At 60.9% G+C, this 26160-nt stretch carries 21 protein-coding genes and 2 pseudogenes; 7 read left to right on the forward strand and 16 right to left on the reverse strand.

The window, feature by feature from the left end:
• From METLW4_RS0122890 to METLW4_RS28135, 12 genes and pseudogenes are all read right to left on the reverse strand, one after another.
• Positions 1-318 (reverse strand): hypothetical protein, encoded by a 318-nt coding sequence (locus tag METLW4_RS0122890; protein WP_157235608.1) that lies wholly within the window; start codon positions 316-318, stop codon positions 1-3.
• A gap of 147 nt (positions 319-465) precedes the next feature.
• Positions 466-810 (reverse strand): annotated as a pseudogene (locus METLW4_RS25950) (integration host factor subunit alpha); the annotation flags it as partial.
• Positions 811-1258: 448 nt separating this feature from the next.
• Positions 1259-2665, reverse strand: a complete 1407-nt coding sequence (locus METLW4_RS0122905; RefSeq protein ID WP_245258531.1) for an efflux transporter outer membrane subunit — start codon at positions 2663-2665, stop codon at positions 1259-1261.
• Positions 2658-4607 carry a MacB family efflux pump subunit gene (locus METLW4_RS0122910; RefSeq protein WP_018268576.1) on the reverse strand — a complete coding sequence of 650 codons (1950 nt, stop codon included), beginning with the start codon at positions 4605-4607 and terminating at the stop codon, positions 2658-2660. Before METLW4_RS0122910 ends, METLW4_RS0122905 begins: the two co-directional genes overlap by 8 nt.
• Entirely contained in the window at positions 4604-5749 is a 1146-nt protein-coding gene (locus METLW4_RS0122915) for an efflux RND transporter periplasmic adaptor subunit (protein WP_245258532.1), read from the reverse strand. The genes METLW4_RS0122910 and METLW4_RS0122915 overlap by 4 nt, the downstream gene beginning before the upstream one ends.
• An 86-nt stretch (positions 5750-5835) precedes the next feature.
• Positions 5836-6009: a hypothetical protein gene (locus tag METLW4_RS28125; RefSeq protein WP_157235609.1), complete on the reverse strand. Its 174-nt coding sequence runs from the start codon at positions 6007-6009 to the stop codon at positions 5836-5838.
• Between the two features lie 282 nt (positions 6010-6291).
• A complete protein-coding gene (locus tag METLW4_RS0122925) occupies positions 6292-7533 on the reverse strand; it encodes a PepSY-associated TM helix domain-containing protein (protein WP_018268579.1) in 1242 nt (413 codons plus the stop codon).
• Between the two features lie 298 nt (positions 7534-7831).
• Complete coding sequence (locus tag METLW4_RS25955; RefSeq protein WP_157235610.1) at positions 7832-10420, reverse strand: TonB-dependent siderophore receptor; 2589 nt, start codon at positions 10418-10420, stop codon at positions 7832-7834.
• Positions 10421-10598: 178 nt separating this feature from the next.
• A complete protein-coding gene (locus tag METLW4_RS0122935) occupies positions 10599-11534 on the reverse strand; it encodes a FecR family protein (RefSeq protein WP_026191768.1) in 936 nt (311 codons plus the stop codon).
• Positions 11535-11666: 132 nt separating this feature from the next.
• Positions 11667-12512 carry an RNA polymerase sigma factor gene (locus METLW4_RS28685; protein WP_245258533.1) on the reverse strand — a complete coding sequence of 282 codons (846 nt, stop codon included), beginning with the start codon at positions 12510-12512 and terminating at the stop codon, positions 11667-11669.
• A gap of 756 nt (positions 12513-13268) precedes the next feature.
• Positions 13269-14663, reverse strand: coding sequence for a hypothetical protein (locus METLW4_RS28130; RefSeq protein WP_157235611.1), 1395 nt, complete (start codon positions 14661-14663; stop codon positions 13269-13271).
• Positions 14664-14769: 106 nt separating this feature from the next.
• Positions 14770-15498, reverse strand: a complete 729-nt coding sequence (locus METLW4_RS28135) for a hypothetical protein (protein ID WP_157235612.1) — start codon at positions 15496-15498, stop codon at positions 14770-14772.
• 2214 nt (positions 15499-17712) lie between these two features.
• Here METLW4_RS28135 and METLW4_RS28960 point away from each other — a divergent pair.
• From METLW4_RS28960 to METLW4_RS26770, 3 genes are all read left to right on the forward strand, one after another.
• Positions 17713-18150, forward strand: coding sequence for a lysozyme inhibitor LprI family protein (locus METLW4_RS28960; RefSeq protein WP_371212342.1), 438 nt, complete (start codon positions 17713-17715; stop codon positions 18148-18150).
• The gene (locus tag METLW4_RS28140; protein ID WP_018268587.1) at positions 18087-18698 is read left to right on the forward strand and encodes an RsiV family protein; all 612 of its coding nucleotides are present in this window, start codon (positions 18087-18089) and stop codon (positions 18696-18698) included. Before METLW4_RS28960 ends, METLW4_RS28140 begins: the two co-directional genes overlap by 64 nt.
• Positions 18699-18888: 190 nt before the next feature.
• A complete protein-coding gene (locus METLW4_RS26770) occupies positions 18889-19443 on the forward strand; it encodes a GNAT family N-acetyltransferase (RefSeq protein ID WP_018268588.1) in 555 nt (184 codons plus the stop codon).
• A gap of 215 nt (positions 19444-19658) precedes the next feature.
• Here the strand turns inward: METLW4_RS26770 and METLW4_RS0122975 are convergent, their stop codons facing one another.
• Positions 19659-19925 carry an NAD(P)H-dependent oxidoreductase gene (locus tag METLW4_RS0122975; protein ID WP_018268589.1) on the reverse strand — a complete coding sequence of 89 codons (267 nt, stop codon included), beginning with the start codon at positions 19923-19925 and terminating at the stop codon, positions 19659-19661.
• 119 nt (positions 19926-20044) lie between these two features.
• Between METLW4_RS0122975 and istA the strand changes: the two genes are divergently transcribed.
• Together istA and istB are read left to right on the forward strand one after the other, a co-directional pair.
• Positions 20045-21310: an IS21 family transposase gene (gene istA / locus METLW4_RS0122980; RefSeq protein ID WP_026191770.1), complete on the forward strand. Its 1266-nt coding sequence runs from the start codon at positions 20045-20047 to the stop codon at positions 21308-21310.
• Entirely contained in the window at positions 21307-22173 is an 867-nt protein-coding gene (gene istB / locus METLW4_RS0122985; RefSeq protein ID WP_018268032.1) for an IS21-like element helper ATPase IstB, read from the forward strand. The genes istA and istB overlap by 4 nt, the downstream gene beginning before the upstream one ends.
• A 50-nt stretch (positions 22174-22223) precedes the next feature.
• Here istB and METLW4_RS25965 read toward each other — a convergent pair whose 3' ends face one another.
• Positions 22224-22613: an FMN-dependent NADH-azoreductase gene (locus METLW4_RS25965; RefSeq protein WP_018268590.1), complete on the reverse strand. Its 390-nt coding sequence runs from the start codon at positions 22611-22613 to the stop codon at positions 22224-22226.
• Positions 22614-22617: 4 nt separating this feature from the next.
• Positions 22618-23055, reverse strand: coding sequence for a nuclear transport factor 2 family protein (locus METLW4_RS0122995; RefSeq protein ID WP_026191771.1), 438 nt, complete (start codon positions 23053-23055; stop codon positions 22618-22620).
• A 180-nt stretch (positions 23056-23235) separates the two neighbouring features.
• Between METLW4_RS0122995 and METLW4_RS0123000 the strand changes: the two genes are divergently transcribed.
• Positions 23236-23568: a winged helix-turn-helix transcriptional regulator gene (locus METLW4_RS0123000; RefSeq protein WP_245258535.1), complete on the forward strand. Its 333-nt coding sequence runs from the start codon at positions 23236-23238 to the stop codon at positions 23566-23568.
• A gap of 238 nt (positions 23569-23806) precedes the next feature.
• Positions 23807-24205 (forward strand): annotated as a pseudogene (locus METLW4_RS25970) (transposase); the annotation flags it as partial.
• A gap of 64 nt (positions 24206-24269) precedes the next feature.
• Here METLW4_RS25970 and METLW4_RS0123010 read toward each other — a convergent pair.
• Positions 24270-25952, reverse strand: coding sequence for a TadE/TadG family type IV pilus assembly protein (locus METLW4_RS0123010; RefSeq protein WP_018268594.1), 1683 nt, complete (start codon positions 25950-25952; stop codon positions 24270-24272).
• Positions 25953-26160 lie beyond the last annotated feature (208 nt).

Below are 26160 nucleotides of genomic sequence, written 5' to 3' on the forward strand. Positions count from 1 at the left end.
TCAGGCCTTCGCGAGGGAGGCGAAACGCTTTTCCAGCGCCTCGACAGTCTGGTCCGGCAGGCCTTTCTGCATGTCGACGAGAAGGTCGACCGTCCTGCGCGAGAGGATGAGCTGCTCGCGGTTCTGCGCGATCAGATGCGCGAGCAAGTCGCTCAGCGTCGGCTCGCCGGCGTCGTCCTTGGGAGCGAGCAGGGCGATGATCTCGTCGAGACGGGCGATGGCGATGCGGATCTGCTCGTTCTGAAGGCCCACGGCTTCGACGATCTGGTAGGCTTCGTGCTCGACCCGGCCGAGCCCTTCTTTCAATTCCTTGGTCATGAATGCGCCTCCTGCATGGAGGCCGAGCGTCACCGGACTCTGCGCGAATGAAAACGACCTGACGAAACGCCTGCGTGGCGGGGCGACCTCGCCGAGCGCGCCGCTGCATCGCGCTCCGAAAGCCCCGTCGCGAACGAAGGCGCGCCGCTATGGAACGTCGTCGCCGGGCTGGATCGCTCCCGCGGCCGCGACTGCCGATCTGAGATGGGGCGCAGCTTTGAACACAACGACCCGACGCGACGAGATGAGAGCCGCGGCGCCGGTTTTCGGATTGCGGCCAGGCCGGGCGTTTTTGGAACGAATTCGGAAAGTGCCGAAGCCGCGTAGACTTAGGTCTTCTCCGCGGGCCAAGGCCGAGAGCATTTCCTCGAGCGCGCAATCGAGCAGGGCTTTGGCGTCGACGCGCGAGAAACCGGGGATGCGGGCATAAATGGCGGCGGCGAGATCCTCGCGCGTCACCGTGCTTCGAGAAACAGCTTCGTCCAAATTCCTGTCCGGCTTATCGCCGTTCCCTCGAAATCGCCGCGCCGTCTGCGGCGGAAAAAACGAATCACAATGCGGCGGAGAGCTCTCTAAAGCCTATGTATGGACGAGGCCAGCTCCGCCTCCGCTGACTATTCGCGCTCGGTGTGGTTTTTCGTTGACGATCCGATTGATGGGTCGGAACGAATGGAGACCGCGCCATAGAAGGATGCGAAACACCACAGGTTCCGGTCTGCGATGGCGAGGATGCGCCATAAGGAGACGATCGTCGTGGATAGCCGGAGGGTCGGCTTTCCCTGGATTTCGCGGACATTCCTGGTAGCGGAACAGGAGGAAATTCACCTCACGTTCGAGGCGAAGGCTTTGTGACGACGTCCCGTCCCCGACACTCTGGGCTTTGCGATGCGCCTACTACGACTGTGCGCGACCAGATACCGGCGCCGACCAGCGAAAATGACTATCCTCCGGTCGCCGTGAACAGCGCCGCAACGTCGGAGAGGCGGCTCACCTCCGCGCGGACGCGGGCCATAGAGGCGTTGAGATAAGACTGTTGCGCGGTCAAGACGGCGAGCTGCGAGACGCCGCCATATTTGCGTTGCGCGCGCGTCTGGTCGAGGAAGCGCCGCGCGGCGGCTTCCGCGAGGCGCGCGGCGCGCACCGAGCGCGCGTCGGCTTGAAGCGCCCGCAGGCTGTCGGCGACATTCTGGAACGCGCCGATCACCGTCTCGCGATAGCGCGCTTTCGCCTCCTCGAGCCGCGCTTCGGCGGCGCGCTGGCGATTCAGCAGCGTCATTCCCTGAAAAATCGGCTGCGAGACCGTTCCCGCGAGCGTATAGAAGCCCGTTCCCGGCGCGAATAATTGTGCGAGCTTCAGCGCGCTGGCTCCTGTGTCGGCGGTGAGCGTCACATTGGGGAGGCGGGCGGCGACCGCCACGCCGACATCCGCGCTCGCTCCATGCACATCCGTCGCCGCCTGCAATATGTCTGGCCGTTTTTCGACGACCTGCGCCGGCAGACGCAGCGGAAGCTCCTTGGGAAGCGCCAATTCGGAGAGCGCGAAGGTCTCGTCGATCTCCTGTGACGGATAGCGGCCGGCGAGCGCGGTCAGGCGATTGCGCTGCGCCGCGAGCCGCCCATCGAGTCCGGGGAGCGACTGGCGCGTCTGCGCCAGCGCAGCTTCCTGAGACGCGAGATCGAGCCCCGAGGCGGCGCCGAGAGAATGCTGCAGGGTGAGCAGCGCGAGGTTTTCCTGCTGGATCGCCACCAGCTTCTGCGTCGTGGCGATCTGGCTGCGCAGCGAGGCCTCCTCGATCGCCGCGACGACGACGTCATGGGCGAGCGTCAGTCGGGCCGCCGCCAATTGCAGGCGCGCGCGCTCGGCCTGCGCCTCGAGCGATTCGACGGCCCTCGCGTTGGCGCCCCAAATGTCCGGCGTGAAGGAGGCGTTCAATTGCTTGGTGAACAGATTGGTCGGCGCGCCGCCGCCGGCGCTCGACCGGGTCGAGCTCGACATTCCCGAAACCTGCGGAAAAAACGCCCCCTCCTGCGCGCTCGCCGTCGCATCCGCCGCGCGTATCGCCGCCTCCGCCGCCTCGAGCGTCGGGCTTTTCGCGAGCGCCTCCTCGACGAGCGCGTCCAGCGCCTCGGAGCGATAAGCCTTCCACCATCGCGGCGGCGCCTCCGCCCCTTGCGCGAAGATCTGTCCATTGCCGGGCGAGACGGTCGGCTCGCGCGTGAATCGCGTCGCGTCGGGCGCGGGAGCGGGCGTGTAATCCGGGCCGACGGCGCAGGCGGAGAGCGTCATGCTCGCGAGCGCCGCTCCGAGGACGCAGCCGCGGCGAATGAGGAGATTCGCGTCAGTCACGGGCGAGCGCCTCCACGGGATCGAGCCGCGCGGCCTTGCGCGCCGGCGCATAGCCGGCGACGACGCCGGTCAGCGCCGCGCAACCGACGGCGATGGCGACGGCGCGGCCGGACAGTGCGAATTCGAACCCCTTCGGCGACAGCCATGCGAGGACGAATCCGATGGCCACAGAGATCGCGACGCCTCCCGCGGCGCCGAGCAGGCATGCAGCGATCGCTTCGGTGAGAAATTGATCGCGGATATCGGCTCGCCGCGCGCCGACGGCGATGCGTATGCCGATCTCCTTGGCGCGTTCCGCCGCCGACACCAGCATGATGTTCATCACCCCGACGCCGCCGACGACGAGCGAGATCGCGCCGATCGTGGCGAATACGAGCGACATGACCAGGACGAGATTTTCACTCGTCTTGCTCACCTCGTCGAGGTTCCACACGACAAAGTCCTTTGTCCGATGCCGCTCCGAGAGCAGGTCGGTCATTCTGCGCTCGGCGATCTCCGTCGATTGATCGGCGCGCAATCGCAGGAAAATGTTCTGGAGATGCTGGCGGCCGGTCAGCCTGGTCGAGACGACCGTGAACGGGACCCAGACATTGAGCTTGCTATCCGAGCTTTGCTGAAGCCGTCCCTCGACATGGCCGACAACGCCGATGATCATGCATGGCAGATTGCCGATATAGACCGTCTTGCCGAGCGGAGACTCCGAGCCGAAAAACTGTCGCTGGACATTCTCGTCGATGACGATGACTTGCGCCTGTCGGGCGACGTCTTCCGCATCGAAGGCCACGCCTGCGACGATGGCGAGAGATTTGACGTCGAAATAGCTCTCGCCGACGCCCCAGATCGTCGCGAGCCCGCTCGACGAGCCATATCGCAACAAAGACGATGTCGTTTGTCTCGGACTGGCGCTGCGGACGTAATATTGTCGGCGGAGCGCGTCGAGGTCCTGAACGGTCAGAGTTTGCAGCCGTTCGGCGCGGGGGTCGCCATATTGCTGTCCCGGCTCGATTTCGAATTGCTTCGCGCCCACCGCTTCGAGGGATTTCTCCAGGAAGCGCTGCGCATTGTCGCCGAGGGCGACGGTCATGACGACGGCGAAGACGCCGATGATGACGCCGAGCGCGGTCAAGGCGGTGCGCAACCGATGCGCCCGCAACGACAAGAAAGCCATTCGCGCCGCGTCGAGGTAGCGGATCCATGGCGAGGGACGGATCGTCGAGATCGCGGGCTTCGGCGACGCCGGCCCGGCCTCATGTGCGATGGCGCGATCGCCGACAATGACGCCGTCCGCCATTTCGATAATTCGCTTCGCATGTGCGGCGACCCGATGATCATGCGTCGCGATGATCAGCGTATGCCCTCGAGCATTGAGCTCGAGCAGGATTTTCATCATCTCCTCGCCGGTCGCGCTGTCGAGCGCACCGGTCGGCTCGTCCGCGAGAATGACGGCGCCGCCATTCATCAGCGCGCGCGCGATGCTGACGCGCTGCTGCTGGCCGCCGGACAGCTCGTTGGGCAGATGATCGAGCCTTTCGCCGAGGCCGAGACGCGTCAGCAGCTCGGTGGCGCGGGCATGTCGTTCGGCGGCGCCCGCGCCGGCGTAGACTGCCGGAATCTCCACATTGTCCCTGGCGGTCAGCTGCGACAGCAAATGATAGCGCTGGAAGACGAAGCCGAAATAAGCGCAGCGCAAGGCGGCGGTCTCATCGGGATCGAGCTTCGACGTATCTCGTCCGGCGACGCTGTAGATTCCTGAATTGGGTCGATCGAGGCAGCCGAGAATATTCATCAAGGTCGATTTGCCGGAGCCGGAGGCGCCGACGAGCGCGATCATCTCGCCCGAGGCGATGTCGAGATCTATGGCGCGGAGCGCATTCACATCCTGGCCGCCGACGCGATAGCGGCGGGATACGGCGCGCAATCGCAGAAAAGGCGCGTCGCTCATGGCTCGTCCTTTGCTCCGCGCACCGACGAGCCGAGCCGCTCGCCGACGACGACCTCCTCGCCCTCGGCGAGACCGTCGATCACCTCGACTCGAATGTGATTATTGACCCCGGTCCGAATGCTGCGCGTCGCGACTCCAGAGCGGTCGATGACGCGCACGCGATAGCGTCCGTCGGCGATCTTCTCGCGCAAGGCGCCGACAGGAACGGCCAGAACATTGCGCGCGTCGCCGAGCCGGATCGAGACTTGCGCGGTCATGCCGATGCGCAACAGACGGTCGGAATTCGCGACATCGAACAGCGCATTGTAGAACACCGCGCTCGACGGGCCGGTGCTCGAGGAGGAGGATGCGGAGGCCATCGAAGCCGGCTCGGAATAGCTCTGCGGTGCCGGCTCGACCGCGCGTAGCACGCCGGAAAAGCTCCTGTCCGGCTCGCTCATGATCGAGAAGGAGACGGCTTGGCCGACGCGCACGCGCGTCACATCGCCTTCGGAGATTTGCGTCTTGACGGTCATCGCGTCGAGATCGGCGAGCTTCAATATGACCGGCACGGTCTGGGAGGCGACGACAGTCTGGCCTTCGCGCGTCAGAATGGCGACGACGTCGCCGTCGATCGGCGCGGTGATCTTCGTGTAGGCGAGGTTGGTCGCGGCGATCTCGATCTGCGCGCGGGCCTGCGCGATCTGCGCGTCGAGCGAGGCGATCGATTCTTCATCGGCGATCAATTGCTGCTCGGCCGCCTCGAGATCGCGGCGCGAGGTCGCGTCGCCTCGGATCATGCCCTTCTGCCGATCGAATTCGAGCTTCGACTTTTTCTGGCGCGCGATCGCCGCCCGGCGGTCGGCCTCGAGCCGCGCCAGATTGGCCTGCTGGGAACGCAGATCATTCTCCGGCAGAACCGGATCGATGATCGCGAGCAGATCGCCCGCGTGGACATGATCGCCCAGGGCGACCCTCAGCGACTTCAGCTGCCCGGTGACGCGCGTGCCGACATCGACCTGACGCGTCGCCTGCAAGGCGCCCGTCGCGAGCACGCTCGTCTCGAGATCGACGCGGGCGGCTTTTTCAGTGACATAGCCGATCGACGCGGGGGCGAAGAGGAATCTCACGGCGAGATAGGCCGCGAGGCCGAACGCGGCCAAAATCGCATATCGATTTTTTTTGTCGAAACCCCGCAAGGAAAAGAACGCCGCCATGACCCGCTTTCACTACCGATTTGACTGACACGCTATGCCGTTTGCATACAGCGGCGACGATAGTCTGCGACATCGTGCGCGATCGGATGCGTTCGATCGAAGGAGAGTTCCGTGAGCGGTGTCACCAGCAGCAAGGGATCGCTCTCGCCGACCTCCACCTGGCACATGAGGCCGAATGCCCCGCCGGCGTCGAACACATTGGTCACCTTGCATCTTCTGTCCGAACCTCTTTTTCCGAAGCGCATCAACGAAGCGCGCAACCGTCCTCTCGGATGCGCCATGAGAGGCAGGCATCGACGAAATGCTTCGAGCAGGCGTCGCGTGTCCCGATAGCTCGCGGCGCGGAGGCGCTCTATGTCGGAAGAAGTCGTGCGATGAAACATGTCGTTCATTTCCAACGCAATTTATATCCATCAATGCTGACATGGTCATTTCAACGAGAGGGTTGGTCGGATCATTTCGCGTCGCATACGGACGAGCGAGCGCGGTCAGTCGGCCGCCAGCGACTCTCGAGGCGCGCGGGCGGACGAGCCGCGCCGCTTGCGGAAGCGTCGGGCCTCGAGCTTCTTCCACCAGAGGTAGACGCCGGTCGCCGACAGCAGGGTGATGACGAGGCCGAGGACGCAGACGAAGATTTTGTATGGCAGGCCGAACACGCCCGCCACATGCAGCGCGACGAGCCAGCGGTCGACGAGTTCCTGCTTCTCCGTCAGACGTAGAAAAGGAACATCGGCTGGCGCTCCAGTGTCGCCGTCGATCGTGATGAGGCTCGGTCGCTCTTCGAGGAAGCCGTCTCGGGGAGCGCTGCTGCGCGCGGCGTACATATAGACGCCGAACGGCTCCATATAGAGAAATTGCGTGGGCTCCGGCGCGCCGTGACCCTGCGTCTTCGCCTGCTCGGCCGCGAGGCGCTGGGCCGCCTCCAGAGCGGCGCGCGGCTCGAGCGCGGGGACGGGCTTCGCCGCGCGCATCGGTATGTCCTTCAGCTTCATGACTTCATCGAGAATGGAGTAGTGATGCATGAATCTCGACATCGTCCAATCATAGAGCGGCCGCAGATTGAACATCACGCTCGACCAAGCGAAGATGAACAGCATGGGCCAAAGCCAGAGGCCGCTCGCCCGGTGTAGATCGAGATTGAGCCGATAGGCGCCGGCGCCGCGCTTGATAACCCAAGCGGCCTTCCATTTCCGCCAGAAGCCGGAAAAGGAGACGGGAAGCGTCAGGTAGAATCCGTTGAAGCAGTCGAGCGTCCAGAGCACGGCGACGATACCGAGGATCAGCGTGCCCGGACCGGAGACGAGCAGCGCGACGTGCAATTTGTAGATGAAGCGCATGAAGTTGCTGCTTTTGGAATAGTCGCCGATCATGCGACGTCCGAGCTCGTCGCCGGTCCAGGGATCGACGCAGAGCTGGTTGAATCCGAGATCATAGGGCTTGCCTGTGGCCGGATCTTTTTCGGGCCTGTAGTTGATCTGCGCCTGATCGATTCCGTTCCATTGCGCGCCGATGATCCGCGCATGGGGAATGGGCGGCGCGCGCTCCATCAGCGTCGCGAAATCGAGGGGCGGGACGCCGGGCCGTGGCGTCGCGTAGAACTCGGGCGCGAAGACATGTTCCAACTCGTGGTGGAAGGCGAGCAGGCTGCCGGTAAGGCCGACGATGATAAGAAACACCGCCATCAACAGGCCGACCCAGCGATGCAGGAAGACGAAGGTGCCGCGGATCATGTTCGTGAATCCTTTTTAATACAGCAAAGCCCCTTTCAAGGGCGCGTCCCTCTCCCATTGGGAGACGGACGCGGAGCGGCCGCCGGGTGAGAGGGTTCCCTCTCGCCGATCATCGTGCGGCGAGCCCCTCATCCGACCTCGCTTCGCGAGGCCACCTTCTCCCTGTGGGAAAAGGGTCGCGCGCGATCGACACGGGTATGTTTGCGGCTCCACGCGGTCCCCCCATGTCGGTGGGAAGATGGGACCATCTGGACGAGATCGACAATGAAGAACGACGCCTCATGGCAAAGCCTGCCCGTCAGAATTCGAACTTCAGTGACCCGACGATGTTGAAGGGCGCGCCCCAGGTCCTACCATTGATGACATTGTAGTTCGACGACGGCAGGGTCTGCACGCGGGCGAATGTGTAATAAGAGCGATCGAAGATATTCGTGGCGTTGATCTGCGCCGTTGTCTTCACCCCGTCGAGATCGAAGCTGTAGGCCGCCATCAGATCGACGAGCCCGTAGGACCAGAGCAGAGGGACCGCGCCGACTCTCCCGGCGGTGACGTCAAACGGCGGCTGCGAGCCGTGATAGGTGTAGCCGGCGCCGACCTTCAGCCCCTTTAGCTCTGGCACCTGAAATTCATAGGTCGTCCAGAGCCGCGCGAGATTGCGCGGCACATTGGGGTAGCGCTGGCCGGGCTTCAAACCGCTTTGTTGAGTGCCCTCGGCGACGCGAACGTCCTGGTTCGTATAATTGAGGATCACGTTCCAGCCCGGCAGCAGCTCGCCTTGAATGTCGATCTCTGGACCAGAGCTTCGCGCCTTGCCAACGAGAGAGATACAGGACGGCGTGCCGTTGCAGAGATGAGTCGCGTCCGGATCGGATATCGGAACATTGGTCTTGACTAGATTGTAATAGTCGATATTGGCGCGCAGCCTTCCGTCGAAGAACTCGAACTTCGCGCCTGCCTCCCAGCTCTCGGCGTCCGTGGGCGGCGCAGGCGTGCCGGGATAGATCGTGCCGGAATTCGCGGCGAACCCTTCCGTGTAGTTGCCATAGAGGCTCACCCAAGATTGCGGACGCCAGAGCAAGCCGAAACGCGGCGTGACGCGGGCCATGTGGGCCGGTATGCCGGAGTTCGACACGGGCCCCGACACGAACGACGCCGATCTACTCGCAAGCGTGTTCCACTGAAAAACGTACTGATAGCGGGCCCCGGCCATCACATGGAAACCGTATGGCAGCTCGATTTGGTCCTGCACATAGACGCCGGCCGTGTCCTGCCGATTGTACGATTCCTGGTGATTGGTTGAAGTCAGCGGTGAGGCAGGAACCCCAGGAAAGATGGGATTCAGCAGGCTGATGGCCGACCAGCCCCAAGGAACGAAGCCTTGACTGATCGATGCGGAAGTGAATCGAGAGTAGTCGCCGCCGAGCAGCAGAGTGTTCTTGGCTCCGAGCAGATCGAAATGGCCGACGAGATCCTGATTGGTCTGCCAAGACGACATTTGTGTCGTCGAATATGAAGTACCCAGCGTGATCAACGGGTTGGAGCCCGCGCTTGTCGATAACGCCGGGTCGGTTATCGCGTTGCTGTTCGTGCTGTAAAACGTGACCCGCGATCTGAGTGACCAGTCATCATTGAAATTATGCGCTCCTGTCAGCGCCGCATAGACTGTCGGCTGAAATGCTTGGCCAAATCCATAGAGGCTCGTGTTGCGTGGCGTGTCTAAGAACGTTCCGTTGATCGACGCAGCACGGAATTCATAAAGGCTCGACAGGTCGTTGCTGTAATTTACCTCCGCCTTTATCCAGGTGTCGTTGTCGATCTGCCATTTGACGACCGGCGCGACAAAAAAATTCCGGCTGTGCGTTCGGTCGATGACGGAGCCGAAGGGTGCGCCGTTGTTCTCATAGGACATGTCGACCCTGTACAGCACCGACTTGTCGCTGGTGACCGGGCCCGTGGCGCTGAGGCTCGTGCGGTAGAATGCCAACGCCCCGATCTGCTGCTGGATGGCGTAATGAGGCGTGTCCAGGGGGGCCCGAGTCGTGATGTTGACGATGCCTCCGGGCTCGGAAAGTCCGTAGAGAATAGCGGCGGGGCCTTTCAGCAGCTCGATTCCGCCGATGTTGGCGAATTGTTTCGTGCCGGCGATATCTATTGTGCCGGCGCCATTCGTAGTGACGCCGGTGACCCGAACCCCGTCCTGGTAGAACTCCTGCGTCGCGAAGCCGCGAACAAAAAAGCCAGCAGTTCTCTGTGACGTTTGCCCGAGAGCTTCGACGATGGTGACGCCGCTGACATTCTGCAAGGCGTCCCTCAATGTCGTCGCCTGCTGGTCCTCGAGCGCTTTCTGCGTGATCGTCTGCACGTTGATCGGAGTATTCATGACCGGCGTGTCGGTCTTGGTCGCCGTGGAGGCGTTCGGCACGACATAGCTGTTCTGCGAGGTGAGGCCCTCGCCCTTTCCGCTGCCCGGCCCACCCGCCCGCGGCCGTTCCGCCCCTATGTCGATCGCCGGCAGCGCCTCCGCCCCGGCGTCGCTGCGCACGCCCGTGTCGTTCTGCGCCAGCACGATGAACACGTCACGCTGATTGTCGGCGAGGCGGTAGCCGAGACCCGTCCCCGCCAGCAGCCGATCGAGCGCGCCGCCGAGCGTGTAGTCTCCGGCTAACCCACTCGTCTTCACATTGCGTGTGAGCCCGGCCAGGAACACCAATTGCAGGCCATTCTGTTCAGCGATGCGGGCCAGCGCCATGCCGACCGATCCGGCTGGAATGCGATAGGATTTCACTTCGGCGGCGATCTCCGCGGCCGGCATGCGGGCGTGGGCGGACGCCGGCGCATCGCCGCCGAATGCGAGAACCCCCATCGCCGCCGCCAGAACCGCGCTCATACGCTCGTCCTTTCGACCGAAATCCTTGCGCCTCATCCGCCGCCCCCTCGCTCGATTGCCGGGGGACGAATGCGCCCCCTATTAAGGAGGACGGCCGGTGGAGACGTTTGGAAGGGTCGGGTAAGCGAAATATTTTCACTTTTTCGACGCAACCGACGGCGCCGCGCCGCGCCATTTCTCAGTTATATATATAAATCAGATAGCTACTGAGAGAGAGCGTCTTCACGCCCAGCGCGGCTTCGAGAGCGCTCGCGGCGCCGATCGGATTTGCAGCGTCGAAGGAGCCCGTCACGCGCAGGCCCCGCAGGGAGGGCGCTGCGAACAGGAAGCCCCTGTGATAGCGGCCGAGCGTCGCCAGCACGTCGGCGAGCGGCGCATCCTCGAAGACCAGGCGTCCGCGCCGCCAGCCGCCGACGCGAAAGAGATCGACCGGCGACGGCTCGGTGGTCCGCGCGTCGGCGCCGAAGCGGCTCTGCCGGCCCTCCTCCACAATGGTGCGGGCGTCGCCGCTCGTCACGGCCACTCTGTGCTCGGCGACGGCGACCTCGGCATGGGTCTTGTCCTCGAGCGCGATGTCGAAGGCCGTGCCGAGCGCGGTCACGGTCGCACCCGCCGCCTCCACAACAAAGGGGCGCGCCGCGTTCGGCGCCGCCTCGAAATAGGCTTCGCCGGCGAGCAGAGCGATGCGCCGCTCGCCGGCGCTGTAATGTATAGTGAGGGCGGATCGCGCCGAGAGATGGGCGTGCGAGCCGTCCGCCAGTTCGACCACGCGGGTCTCGCCGACGCCGGTGAGGACGTCGGCGCGAAAGCGCAGAGCGATCTCGTCGAAGAACAGAAACGCCGCCAGCGAGGCGGCGAGCAGCGCCGCGAATGGCGTGATCCGCGCCGGCCTTTTCGCAAGACCGGGCCGGCCTCCGGTCCAGAGCTCCTGCACGTCGTCGAAGAGACGCGAGGCCTCGTCGAAAGCGGCACGATGCGACGGATCGGCGGCGAGCCAGGCGTCGAGAGCCGCGCGATCGGCTGCCGAGAGCGGCCCGGCGTCGCATTTGACCCACCAGGCAAGCGCCGCCGCGGAAGGATCGCCGTCACGGTTCGGCTCGTCGTCACGGCTCATCGGAAAATCATCGCCTCCGGCGCTGGATTTCGGCGGGACAGCCTCGGGCCGCGCATGCGAGCGGTCGCTGGCGCGTCGCCCCCTCACTTTCTTAGACGCCCGAGACGCGAGAATGGAAGGGTCGGCGCCCGCCTATTTTATCGCCGCGCGGCACCGCTCCATGGCGAGATGAAAGTGCTGCTCGACCGTCTTGCGCGAAATTCCCAGTTTGATGGCGATGTCGCGCTGCGACATGTTCTGGCTGACCCGCATCTCGAAAATCTCCCGGCAGCGAGGCGGCAGCGAGGCGACTGTTTCGGCCAGTCGCGCCGAACGTTGCGCGTGCTCGATGAGATTGTCGGCGCCGGGCTCGTCCGAAGCGGCGTCGATCGACTCCGCGCTCGCGGGGTCGACGAGCTTTTGCTCGCGGTCACGATGGCGCGCGAAATCATTCGCGAGATTTCCAGCGGTACGGCGCAGATAGGCGGGCGGGTCGACGATCTCCGCCGTCGTCTCGCGGCTCAAGAGGCGCACGAAGGTCTCCTGAAGGAGGTCGGGCGCGTTCTCGCGGCCCACGCGCCGATTCAAATATCGCAAGAGCGCACGCCGGTTGCTCAGGAAGAGCTCACGGAAAGAAGCTGATGTCTTGTCCACCATATGGGGCTTCCGATGGCAGATCGGGGGGGCGACGCCGATGTCAGGGATTTCCCGTTCATTCAGCGCCCAGAAATGGGCGGATCGCGAAGATGAGGAATCGTCCCGTTCGCCGGGGAAGCGGCTCGAGCGCAGACGCGCATAGTATCGAGCGATCAGCCGACCGGCGGCGCGCGCGACGACCAGGAACTGATCCACCCGGCCGGCGACGATTGCTCGACGATCGGAAAAACATCGCCTCGAGCGAACGACGCGGCCAGGATGGAGAGGCCTAGGGCGATTGGAATGGCCGAGAGCGTTTCCTGGGGGCCATCCAGCTGACCGGACCGGCATGGAACGCAGCAAGAGCAAGAAAAATGAGGCCCTGGGGAATGGCGGTGGTCATGGACGTCGTCGAGGCCGCCGCAATCGCCGACGTCCAGAGGGGCGACCCCGCGGTCCATTCCATGGGACCGAGCGGCGGCGGTCATGCCGGACAAGACGAGAGCCCAAGCCATGAGGCCCGCAATCAATAGGCGGGTGATTCCCATCGGCCGGAGCGTGAGCTTTTCCATCCTGCCTACGGAACCCCCCGACGCTTCGCAGAGTCAAGGCCGGGGGCTGGCGGACCAGCGAAAGCCCTTTCTCTGTTGCAGAAACGCAACACAGCATGAAGAGCGGTTTTTTGCGGCAGTTGTAATTCTCGGCCGCCCCCGAGACGGAGCGTATTTTTCACCGAAGCACGACGCATTCCATTCCCGGCGGCCATGACGCGACAGCAGATCCGGGAATGTCGGCTATCGGCGAAACCGGACGTCGGCCCCGAGGGCTGGACGCGGCCGTTTAGGGTCATAGTTCCTCCTTCGCCCTCGGGAACGGCCAAGGGGCGCCAGGAGCGGACCTACGCCAGATCCCGCGTTCGATCATCTTTTTTCGCTTCACCATCCCGCGGGGAGCTACACTCTTTCTCCTCATCGGCCCCGTGGCGCCACGAATAGGCACCCTGGCAATCACCCGCCCACACGTCGTCTTTGCAGCTTCCCGTTGAGATTCGCCGCTCTGGCAATAAACGAGAGAAAGGGCGATCGCGGTCATTCATCTATTGGACGACGTTAGGGAAGTTTATTCCACGCTTAAACCAAATTGCCTTTCGAGTATATCAACTAAACATTCCACCTTCCGATCAGGAAGCTTCCACACACACAAGTGATTAGGGTCAGAGGCTGCGGTAGGACAAAAGAATGGCGTTCCAAATTTTAGCGGGCACCGAATCGCGGGCGCAAATATAGCTTGCATAAGTATTGAGTGGACTGTAATACAATCTATTGCTCTTGGAACAAAAATATCAGGCTGTTTAGTATGTAAGTTGTAAAATACAATAGACTGTCGCGCTCTAGATACAATCCTATTTAATCCTCCTGTTGTAATTAGCTCTATTGGGAATATGCTTGCTCCAATATCGCGCCGTATTTTTAGCGCGTCTCGGTGAGCCTTTAGCGCGCCCCCCATGAGAGCTCGTTCCCAAGGGAGCTGTTTCAGAATATTGTCTGCAACAGCAAATGCCTTGTCCGCCATCCAAGTGGGGGACGGCAGCCCAACGCATGCGCACAGCTCCTTGGAGAACCTCTCAATCTCCGCCGGTTCCGCGCTTTCGATAGGCCTCAATTTTGGTAGAGCATTGCAGACGGTGACAAACGTTTCACCTGGGTAGCAATCTCCTCGGCCCTGCTCATCTACAATATCCCATGGAACATCATAAAGAATAAAAGGGTCATACATGAGCGCAATGTCGATGCACACCGAAAGGGTCGGGAGCAGGGTGTCGAGACGACAAAAGCCAGACTGCAAAACATACAAGATGACAGCCCAATATTCATTGCCTTCTGGGAGGTAATTAAGTGCCTCGGCGAGATCGCATCTCAGGGCATTTTGCAAATGACTTAACTCGCATACTACAGCATAAGCCTCCATAAGCGACGCTGCGTTTAATGCGATCTGAGCTAACCCATCCTCTGTTGCAACCTCGATTATTGGAATTTTTTTGATGTGTGCCCCTATCGAAACAAGGAACTTTATGAACTCATCCTTCTCGATAGACTCTCTATCCGCTGGTGTGATTGAAAAGTGAGGAGACCAAGGCTCCATTCTCACCGATACGGTCAGCCCAGAGAGACATTTCTTCAGGGGATCAAAATTTTGGCTTATCGATAGCTGATCCATTGCATCAGCCAACATAAAACAGTGACCGTACATAGTTTTTTCATCTTCTGATAGAGACTCTAGCCGGCTGTGAAGATTTTGAAAAATCGGCAGCGGCCATCCTCGCTTTGTAGACAAATTGCGCAGGCAAATGAGCGTATAGCGAAGAGTTCTCAGCCCAAAAGAAGAGCTAATGAATTGACTGAAGTGGGCGCACTCATGAAAAAATGTCAATGATGTAGAAAACTTATTCCTCACTTCTATTGATATTGGCTGAGTGATTGGATAAGGTTGCATGGATGCCTCTGCTTCCAGCACAGAGGACTCTATGCCTATTGCATACGCAAAAGGGGAATACGCTCCCGCCTCAATTCGGCTATTTCCTAGTATGTTTTTTAGATGCATGTCCTAAGAAGTCCTGAATTTAGTACAGTTGACCAAAGAATAAACTATCCTGGTCTGTAGCATTCTCTGCATCGGCACTGCGTCCGAGTGTAATCGGCTTGAAATCTTTTGGAAAACCTGGAAAGGGACTTTGGATCTTGCAAACCCCGATGAGCGGGACAAGTCCTTCCTCGGCCACGAGTTGAAACCCGATATTGCTTTGAGACAGCAATTGGACCTTTGCTGACGCGTCTGCAAGATCAATCAAAGGCTGTTCCGCTGAGCCCTCAAGGATCAATGACGAATTGTCGCCGCCAGAAATAGCAACAGTTGTCGAGCCCGCGCGAACCAAATCCGTCACAACTACCCACGACAACTTCCAAGAAGTCGCGCGATACATTTGCATAATCTGGCGACCGAGGGCCGGCTTATCAGTAACTTGCCTGTGCCGGCAGCCAGCCGCATTGAAAAATACTGCATCATTGCCGCGAAAAGTTACTTCCATCCTGGCTTTTGCGTAAGCGGTGCCTTTTGCGTGAAGCTTGATATCGGTGCTTCCTTCGGACGAAAACGTCATACGATCCGATCGGGTATCCTCCCGCTGCTCAAAATTCACACCCTGATCACGAACATTTCCAAGATGTAGAAAGGTGACCCCGTGCATGAGCCCGTAATCGCCGATTTCAACGGGTCGCCCAGGTTCCCAGTTTGCGAAAAAGGGCCGGAAGTTCTCATGAATTACTTTCGTATATGCATCTACGATGGTCATCACCAGCTCCGCTGGAGTGAGTTTGTTCCGCCCAAAGCGACCCGTTGGCCGAGGCTTGCAGGAACTGCATTCGACGCGTAACAGAATGCGTCAACCAGTGCCAGCAGCAGTTCGCCAACTGGCTCCCCCGAGCTTAATGGCAGCTTGCGCTCCGCACAAGGCGGAGGGGTGCCGGAAAGCGTCACCGGGACGCATGGTTGTAGGGCAGAGATGGGTCAGAGTTCCTCGTTCGCCGCCTCGAAAGGAGGTTGTGCCAGAAGCCGCCATTCGATCTGATACGACGCGTGCAGCAAAGGCCGGACAGAGAGAAAATCCGCTTTGTATAATCAGGCGACAAATGCCGCCCTTGGTTTTAGACCAAGCAACCGTTTTTCGTACGCTACGACTTGTAGCAGTAGGACGACGGGCCACCTTTCGACTTGACTACTGCTGCATCTTAGAACACAGCATAAAGGGTGCGCCGAGCATCTCTCATCTCCTTAGTCCTTCTACTCACCAGTTGCGGTCCGGGCGACAAGACGGTGTTTAGCTCGCGCGCGTCCCCAGACGGATCTCTGGTCGCGGAGAACGTGATGTTAGGCGACGGCGAGACGGGGGGCCAGCTTGTGATCCGTGCGAGAGATGGGACCGAGCGGCACTTCGATTTCGCCGATACCGCGCCGAACCTCTTTCTGAGATGGATTGACGACCAGCAACTGGAAGTCTGGAGCGAAAGGCAGAAGCTGGACTTCGGAAAGAATCCGAGCCTAGGCGATGTTCGAATTGTTCCGAAATCATATGAATTCCCGCAAGATGGCGCGAACGCATATAGTCGTCTTGGTCTCAACACGCGAAGTGTAGCCGTACCCAGCGGGAAAGTCGTCGTAACATTTGCTAACCAGACAAAGGTGGCGGCGCGCCTCTGCGTCCTCACGATCGGCACGGCTCCAGACCCCGCCTACGACACAGCAAACGTTGAGATAACCGCTTTCGTCAACCCGGTCTGCAACCGCGCCCGGCCCTGCGCCGCCATCTCTACACGTTTCACCCTTGAGGACGAGCATCGCACGACCCCTCAGGTGACGTTGACTTCGGCGACAGTCTCGGAAATACCGTCCTACAACCGTCTCCCGACTGGTGCCGACGGGACCTCGATTAGGGGCAATTTCTCGAGACGGCGGCGGCGACCCTGGTCGACAATCTCATGGGCGACTTCGTAACGCTCGACTTCTCGCGGAATTTTTTTGACGAAGTGATCAGGTACACTCTACCGCTCTCTACCGCCGTAGAGCCGATAGGCCAATTTCAGGTCTGCTTGGGCAACGCCGACATACTCTGGATTCGGCACGGGCCCTGACGCTCATAGACATGTCCGAAACGGGATGGAGGTGCTGCGTCCTTGTCGCGATCAAAGCTTGGTACGAAAGGTGGAGTCTGTCGCGGCTCGACCCGACCCATCGAAACGGCACTAATGGGTCAAAATGTCCGCTCGCCCACAGCCTTTTGCACGAGATGAAGCGATCAGGCTGAACATTTTAACGTGCCCAACGCGACATCTGGCTTGAGCTTTTATGACGGGAAGTTACACTCCGCTAGTGACATTCGAAGCAGAATGAGCCCCCATGGCATATGTGCACGCCCCCAACAGTCTAGTGAGAGTGTTTGACCCGGATACCGGTCATTGCCTCCGACAGGAAATAAGGGACATTCCCTTTCCTGCGAGACAATACGAGCTTCGACTGGATTCTGACAACCACCGATCCCCGACGTTTGTTCTGCGAGGATATTGGCGAGGGATACCAGAAAAGCAATTATTTGAGATCTATTTTCCTTTCCAAAATATTGAAAAATCTTACAAAACAGCCTTGTATCTCAGATCTGACCACAGACCATCTTTCGAGTGGTTTAAAGAAGTGATAATCCCCGAGTTTCGCGAAGCGATTCTCTGTATCCTAAGTTATCTTGACGCAGAAAGAGAGAAAAGGCGCATACCGACAATCCTTACCTTCGAAGTTTGAGTTTTGATATCACCCTGATATAACATGGCCCGACATGGCGGAGCATAGAGTTGCGACACGTTAAGGACTAATATCCATCCTACTTCCGCGAAATGTCGCCATGTCGGCTTAACACAGACTCACTCGTCTTCCGTGGCAAAGGACGACCATGGACCGGGCCATATTATCAGGTCTTTTATCGACGCTCTTTTTCGTGGTGGCCTTTCCCTCCTGCGCCATGGCCGCCAGCTTCGATTGCGCCCAGGCGACGACGATGCGCGAGAAGCTGATCTGCCGCGACCGAAGCTTATCTGATCTCGATACACGCCTCGCCCGGCTCTACAGGGAGCGGCGTGGCTTGCTCAGTCGCAACGGAGCCGAACAGCTTCGACTTTCGCAGGCGAGCTGGATTGGATTCATCGATATCATCTGTCCATCGAACCCTCCTGAGCATGCATTCAGATCACGACCGCAAGTACAATGCCTGGACGCTCGATATCGTGAGCGTCTCGACCAGCTCTCGGAAGTGGGACGGAAGCTCGGCCCTTTCGTTATCAATCGCATCGATCATTATGCTGCCTATCTGCGCCTGCCACGGATGATACCGGGGGTATGCCCGGATTTTACATTCGGCATATCGCCTACCCACAGATTGACAATCTTGAGACTTCCTTAGCTGTCTCCTGGAACAAGAGGGTAAAGGAGACGATCGAACTGAGGGAGGACGATTTATGCAATGACGGCGGGGCTGACTGTAACATAGACTATCGGATCGACTATGCTAGCGACGAACTGATCAGCACCGCTTGGCTCTATGATAGATATGAGCACGGCGCGGCCCACGGAACATTCTGGAGCAATGTCGATAATATCTTATTTCGTGCAGAGCTGCGTGAGTTAAGAACTTCCGATCTTTTCGGACCGGACGAACGGTGGTTCACCGAATTTCAGCGGCTCGTGTGGAACGAACTGCGTAAGCAGCGATGGAGCCCACCCGACGATGCCAATGGCGAGGCCAAGGCGGACCTCCTCGCGGCGAGCCTTCAACCTACAAAATGGGCCTTGAGCGCGAACGGAATTCGCATCGATTTCAATGCGTATGAAGGCGGCTGCTACGCTTGTACCCCTCGTGAACCTGTTGAATTATCTTGGGCAGAACTCGAACAACTTCGCTCGCCGGATTCTATTTTGCGCGAACTCCGCAAGGAGCGTGATAACCGATAGAAACATTGTAGCGCCCGCCACTTTGCAGAAAGGAGTACTTTGAAGGCCGCGCTCGAACAAACGACGACGCCAACGTCGCCGTCGGAGCTCTCTTCGTAGGGGTTCTGCTTTACCGGCCCCAACGGCCAAGGGGCGCCAAAAGCTGTCATCGGCACTGGCCGGTGAGGTCGACCTCTAATATCGTCAGGGCATGGGAACTGATCCATTTCGACCGTTAGAGACGACCCGCCTCCTTTTGCGCTGCGTCGTTGCCGACGACGCCGTAGCGACGGCCATGATGATGACGCCGGAAGTCAGCCGATGGGTGGCTTATTGGCCCGTCCCTTTCACCTACGAAATGGCGGTTGCTCGTATCGAGGCCGCCCGCGAATGGGCTCGCAGGGGCGACGCGCTGCCGTTCGCCGTGACCGACAAAGCAGCCAACGGCGACCTAATCGGGTGGGTGATGATCTACCGAGACGAAGAGAATCGTCGGCGCGGATCTCTCGGCTATTGGTTTGGCGAGAAGCACCATGGCAAGGGCTACATGAGGGAACTTGCACCTATAGCGTTGGCGGCAGGTTTCGACCTGCTCGATCTCGACGTGATCGAGGCCGCCGCGCAACCGGAAAATGCAGCGTCGATTGCCGTCATGAAGGCTTGTGGAATGAAGCCGACTGGGGAAGGGATGGTCTACGCACCCGCCCGGGAGCGCCATGAACTTTGCCACTTCTATGAGGTTCAGCGTCCTCGCGCCCTGGCTTGAAAGTCCGCCAGCCTTTTTTCCCTGAAATTCGGGCCTCGTGCTCCGAACAACGTCTACGGGTCATCAAAGAGCAATGTCCCTTCGGGTCATAGTTCGCCGCTCGCCGTCTCGAAACGGCGAGGTCGCGCCATAAGCCGTCATTCGGTGCCCCTTGCTCTTTACAGAACCTCGAGAAGTCGCGCGATCGCTCTGGCGTGGTTGGGCCATGGGGGCTTTCAAAGAACCAATGCCTCGACGCCCTTGTTCGCCTTCGGCACGGCATCGGCCGCCAACGCCGGGATGTTCATGCCCTCGACGCGAATCACCTGCACATCCGTGATGCCGATGAAGCCGAGGATTAGCCGCAGGTAAGGCTCGACGAAATCCCATGAACGCCAGCGCCCGTCCGTGAAGACGCCGCCTGAGGCCAGGATCAGAATGGCCTTTTTGTTCTTCGCCAGACCGAGCGCTCCGCCTGTGAGTGCCGGGCGTAAACTCCCCAAATGTGCCGATTGAAAATTCCCCAGTTTTCGTGACGCCGGGCCTTCCAGGGCATGCCCTGGAAGGCCCGGCGACGCGCCAATTCGCCGATGCTGCTCCCCTCGGCGGGAGGGAGGGCGCGGTGATCAAACTCGGGGAAATTGTCATGATCCTGGAACTACATCGTCAGGGCGTCTCGGTGTCCGCCATTGCGCGCCAGCTCGGAATCGACCGGAAGACCGTCCGCAAGCACATCGCCGCGGGGCTGGCGGCGCCCAGCTACAAAGCCAGACCGCCGCGCGAGCGCGCGATCGCGTCCTTCGAGGCCTATCTGCGGGAGCGCCTCGCCGCCTATCCGGCCTTGAGCGGCCGTCGGCTGTGGCGGGAGATTAAGGGGCATGGATATGCCGGCGGCTATACCGCTGTCACCGACCTGCTGCGTGAGCTTCGCCCGCCGCGTCCCAAAGGCTTCGAGGTCCGCTTCGAAACCCCGCCTGGAGAGCAGGCGCAGGTCGACTTCGCCCGCTTCGACCTCGAGTTCCTCGACGCGCCCGGCGTCAAGCGCATCGTCTGGCTCTTTTCCATGGTCCTCGGCCATTCCCGCTTCATCTGGGCGCGCTTCGTCCTGCATCAGGACATGCAGAGCGTCCTGCGCTGCCACATGGCCGCCTTCGAGGCGCTCGGCGGCGTTCCCCGCGAAATCCTCTACGACCGCATGAAGACCGCTGTCATCGGCGAAGACCCGGACGGTCTCGTCGTCTACAATCGCACGCTACTCGATCTCGCCCGCCATTACGGTTTCCGGCCGCGCGCCTGCAAAGCCTATCGCGCGAAAACGAAGGGGAAGGTCGAGCGGCCGTTCCGCTATATCCGCGAGGATTTTTTCCTCGGCGGCTCCTTCCGCGATCTCGACGATCTGAATGCTCAGCTCCGGAACTGGCTCGATACGATCGCCAATCCGCGCGTCCATGCCACGACGAAGCGCGTCGTCGACGAGGCCTTCGCCGAAGAGAAGGCGGCGCTCGAAGCTTTGCCTGCCATGGCTTATCAGGCGGTGCTGCGGCTCGAACGACGCGCCTCGCATGAAGGCATGGTCAGCGTCGGCGGCAATCTCTACAGCGTGCCGGACACCACGCGGCGGCGCGTCCTCGACGTCCATGTCTTCGCCGACGCGATCCGCATCTTCGAGGACGGCGAGCTGATCGCCACACATGCGCCGCTCGAAAGCCGCGGCGAGAAGTGTCTCGATCCGGCGCATCGCCGAACGCCGTCGCCAGCGCCGGGCCGACGCCCGCCCGAAGAGCCGCAGCCCGTGTTGCGGCGTGCCGGCGATCATGCCGCGCGGCGCCCTCTGGCCTTCTATGACGCGGTGGGCCGCCGCCTGGCCGCGCAGGGAGGCTCACGATGAACGCCGCTCCCTCCGCGATCATCGACCGCGTCAAACGCAATCTCGTCGGCCTGAGGATGCCGCGCGCCCTCGAGATCCTCGACGTCACCCTGCGCGCCGTCGAGCGCGGCGAAGCCACGGCGCTCGATGTCGTCGACATTCTCCTCGCCGAGGAACTCACCCTGCGTGAGAACCGCCGCGTCCGGATGGCTCTTCAGATGGCGCGCCTCTCCGCCGTCAAAACGCTTGCCGGCTTCGACTTCTCCTTCCAGCCCTCGCTCGACAAGAGCCGCGTCATGGCGCTCGCCGAGTTGCAGTTCATCGACCGCGCCGAAGCCGTCCATCTCATCGGCCCGCCCGGCACGGGGAAAACCCATCTCGGCCTGGCGCTCGGCGTCGAAGCGGTCAAAGCCGGCCGCAGCGTCTACTTCGCCTCCCTCGCCGACATCATCGCGGTGCTCGCCAGAGCCGAGCGCGAGGGAACGCTGCGGGAGAAGATCCGCTACTTCTGCCGGTTCGCGCTGCTGATCGTCGACGAGATCGGCTATCTGCCGGTCACGCCGGGCGGCGGCAATCTGTTCTTCCAGCTCGTCAACGCCCGCTATGAGAAAGGCGCGATGATCCTCACCTCGAACCGCGGCTTCGCGGAATGGGGCGACATCTTCGGCGACGCCGTCGTCGCCACGGCGCTTCTCGACCGCCTCCTACATCATGCCGTCGTCTTCCAAATCGAAGGCTCCAGCTATCGCCTGCGCGAGCACGCTGACCTCTTGCCCGAACATGTTCGGACAAAAGCCAGCATTCAGCCGGCGCCGATCCCGCCGACGCTCAGGCGCCGCGGACGACCGCCCAAAAACGGAGGAGCAGATCACATCGACGGCTGATCGCCACGCCCGCCAGACTGGGGAATTTTACTTCGGCGCTTCTGGGGAAATTAAAATCGGCATTTACAGCCTTCGGCATATTGGAACGTCCGGCCCGGCCGCACGACGAGGTCGATCCAGGCCTTCAGCGCGGATGGAATTCCAAAATTCCACATCGGCGTTGCGATAACCAGAAGGTCGGAGGCCAGAACCTCGTCGGTCAGTTCGTCCGATAGATGGGCAGCGTCCTTCAGCCTCTCCGCTTCGAGCGGGTCCCTCGTAGAGATGGCTCGGAGCGTGGTCCCGTCGAGATGCGGCAGGTGCTCGGCGGCGAGGTCCCGGCGGAGCAGTCCTACCGATGGATAGAGGCTGGTGAGCCGCGTGGCGAGCGCTTCGGCGACCGCCCGGCTCGCCGAATCCGTTTCTCTTGGGCTCACTTCGATCATCAGAATTTGCTTCATGGCCTTACCTCCTTGCCTGCGCCGTCAAAGCGTTCCAGGCTGCGAGCGAGTCCATGTAGTCACGCCAGTGTGCGATCTTGTGGTTTTCGATCCTGATGATCGAGCAAAACCGGTTGTCGTATCGCGCGTCGGTCGCGAGGATCGTTCCGTGGACTTCGTATTCGATGACGATGACGCGGCCATCATCGGTTTTGTGGACGATCAACTCGTTGGCGGACTGAAGCACGATGCTTTCGACATAACCGCGGAAGGCGGCCATCAGATCCGCCCGCCCTTTGATGATGCGGGGCCAGCCCGGAACGTCGTAGCGCACCTCGTAGATGGTGTCGTTGGTGACGACGTCGAAAAAGTGCTTGCCCTCGACGAGGTCGCCAACTGCCCCCCGAACGAGGTCGAAATACGGGGCCGCGGGCTCGTAAGCGGCATATTTCAGGTCGGGCATCTGGGTCTCTCCTTGCGCTTCGGAAAGTTGCTTATGGAATGAGAGCCACATATAAATCAGAACCTGATATCGAAGAAGAAGGCACTTTTGTTTCAGCCACTAACACCGAGGTAACCCATGAGGGAGCGGGGCAAGACCGTCCCATTGGACCCTGCCGCGATCTGCCGAAGCTCGGACCCCATGGCGGTGCGCGAGCTGCTGACGAAGATCGGTGACAAGTGGACGATCTTCGTCGTGCTATCGCTCGACCTACTCGGTGGGCGGGCGCGGTTTTCCGAACTCGAACGCGCGATTCCGGGAATTTCGCAGCGGATGCTCTCCGCGACCCTGAAGAATCTCGAACGCGACGGATTGGCGATCCGTGAGGTGTTTCCCGAGGTCCCTCCTCGGGTCGAGTATGAGATGACGGACCTCGGAAAGAGCCTGTTGCGGCCCACGCAAGGGCTGGTCGATTGGGCCAAGGAAAACTGGGAGCAAGTCAGGCAAGCGCAGTCAAAATACGACCAGCGATAGCATCTCGCGTCTCTGTGAAAGGGCGTCCGATGGACGAGTTTCGAACCGCGGTCGCTCGAGTGACCGCTTTTCTTGTTTTCGGGTTCGGATGTATTCGGAAGTGACAGGTTGGTTTAGCAGCCCGTTGACGAAGTCGCGTCTGCCTGATTCCGTTTTGCGGCGAGATTCGGCCGGGGTGTATCGATGTCGATGCGGCGTGAGACGGGGATGCAGGGCGAGTTGATGGCCCCGTATGGGTGCCGCCGTGCTCTGCATGAAGCCGCGTGGTCAGTTGACGCCGGCTCAGGCGGCGAAGGTAGCGGCTCTGAAAGACGCTTAACCGGACTTCGTGATTATGCGCGGACTCGCCATGCGCCTTCGCGGCATTCCTCGCAGCAAGAACGTCGAGGGGCTCGAAACCTGGCTGAACGATGTGCAGCACTCCGGGCCATTCGCCATCCAGCGTTTCGTCCGCACGTTGCGACGCGACATCGAAACCGTCAAGAATGGAGTGACGGAAGCTTGGAGCAACGGACAAACAGAAGGACAAATCAAACGGCTGAAAACTCTCAAGCGCTCGATGTATGGCCGCGCAGGAGCCGAACTCCTGCGCGCGCGGATGTTACCGCTTTCGTCAATGGTCGAGCACGGAAAGTGATGATGACCCGAATAGGGATCAAAGCTACGCTTACGCTTCACAAGCCGGAAGCGCTGACCTCTCCTCACTGCGTCAGCCGCAGCGAGCCGAGCCCCGTCCCGATCGTCGAGAAGGCGAGATTGAGGCTCGCCGCGTCGGTCGCCGCGAAATAATGCGAGGCGTTGGTGGCGCAGTTCTTCAACAGCGTCAGTCCCTGGGCGTCGATCGGATCGTTCGGGATCGAGAAGCCAATGGTGAATATCTCGATTCCCGCCGCCTTGGCGTTTGCGCAGGCTTCGAGCGTCAGATCGTCCTCGGCGCTGCGCGACGTCGACAGATAGCTCGAATAGCTTCCCGCAGAGGCCGTCAGCGCCGAACGGTAATTGACGCCGTCGCCCGACGAGCCGTCCGGAAGGCGCGTGTTCGCGGCGCCATTGTAGGTGTAGTAGCCGAGCGACTCATAGTCCGAGCCGACCACAGTGCCCGTCTGTGTTCCCCAATTGTTGAATCCATCAGTCATGAACACGATGACCTTGTGATTGCCGGAGGCGCTATAGACCCTGCCCTGAGCGAAGGGCCCGACCGGCGAGATCGTCCGCCAGCCCCACATGAATCCGGCATGGAGATTGGTGTTGCCGTTCGCGGAAAGTTGAGCGATCTTGCTGTTGACCGTGGTCTGCGTCGAGGTGAGCTGCAGAACCGTCTGCGTCGAATTGTCGGGACAAAACTGGTTCGGCCCGAAAAACGCCGACGGGCCGAAGCTCCCGCCGAGCGAGCTGGTCGCCTTATATTTGCAGACATGGGTCAGCTTTGCCCAATCGCCGCTCGCCGTGTCGCTGCAGTTCGAGCCCGAGCCATTGTCGCCGAGATAATCGTTCCCGTAATTGCTATAATAGCTGTAGCCAGACGGATCCGGCTCGTCCGGCGCGAGATAGGGGACGAAGAGCGTCTCCGGGTCAGTCGAAGAGATCGTCAGATCGCGCACATTATAGGGATAGGCGGACTCCTCGAAGCATCCGCGCCAATCCAGCGCGGAGTTGCGCTTCTTCAGCTTGCTGAAAATGTCGAAACGACTCGTGAAGCCGGCGGCCCTCGCAGCGGTCTCGCCGCCGAAGACGACCCAATGCTGCGAATTGGCTCCATCCAGATCGATCCAGGAGAGCGCTCGATTGGCCGAGACGTTCGGATCGACGGCGACGACGCCGCCCGCAAAGGGAGTTATCGCGAATTTGACTCGCCCCGGCGCCTTCGTGAACATGGTGTTCACGAAGCTCGTCGCGGCGCTTTGCAACGCCTGGATCTTGGTTGTGCCGCTCGTGCTCTCGCTCATGGAGCCGGAATTGTCGAGCACCAGCGCGATCTCATAAGTGTCGGTCGGGCTGATACCACCCTGCAGCGCCGCGCAGGACGTCACCTGCGTCGACATCGCGCTCGTTCCGGCGATCTTCATGACCGATGTCACGACCTGAGCCTGCGCTGTGACGCACAAGGACAGCCGATCCGTGGCGATCGTCGTCGAGGTCACGGTCGCCGTGGGGTTGCGATAATTTGTCGTGAGATAGACCTGCGCCTGGCTGCGCGCCAGCTGATCCGTGGTCGAGCTGACGATGCCTTTGGCCACCGCGAGCACGGCGGCGTCCGCCGCCCGCTGCAGCGAGCCGCGCGCCGCCGCGAGGCGGCCGTAGTCGATTCCTGCGCCGACCATCATGACGACCGGCACGAAGCTCAATCCGAATATGATCCCGACATTGCCGCCGCGATCCCGCATGAAGGAGCGAGCCGATCGCCCCGGTTCCGATATAGGCCGCATGAAGGAACTCTCAAGTTTTTTGTAACTCCGCCTGCTTGTGCTTACGGCGAATTCCTCATCACAGTGCTGAATCGATCCCGGCAATTTCGATTGATTGTCGTTAACCTCGACAAAGCGTCAACCGAGCAAGACTGGCCGCGAGGCTTCGGGCGCCGCGCTTCGTGTA

Source organism: Methylosinus sp. LW4, from assembly GCF_000379125.1.
Classification (GTDB): domain Bacteria; phylum Pseudomonadota; class Alphaproteobacteria; order Rhizobiales; family Beijerinckiaceae; genus Methylosinus.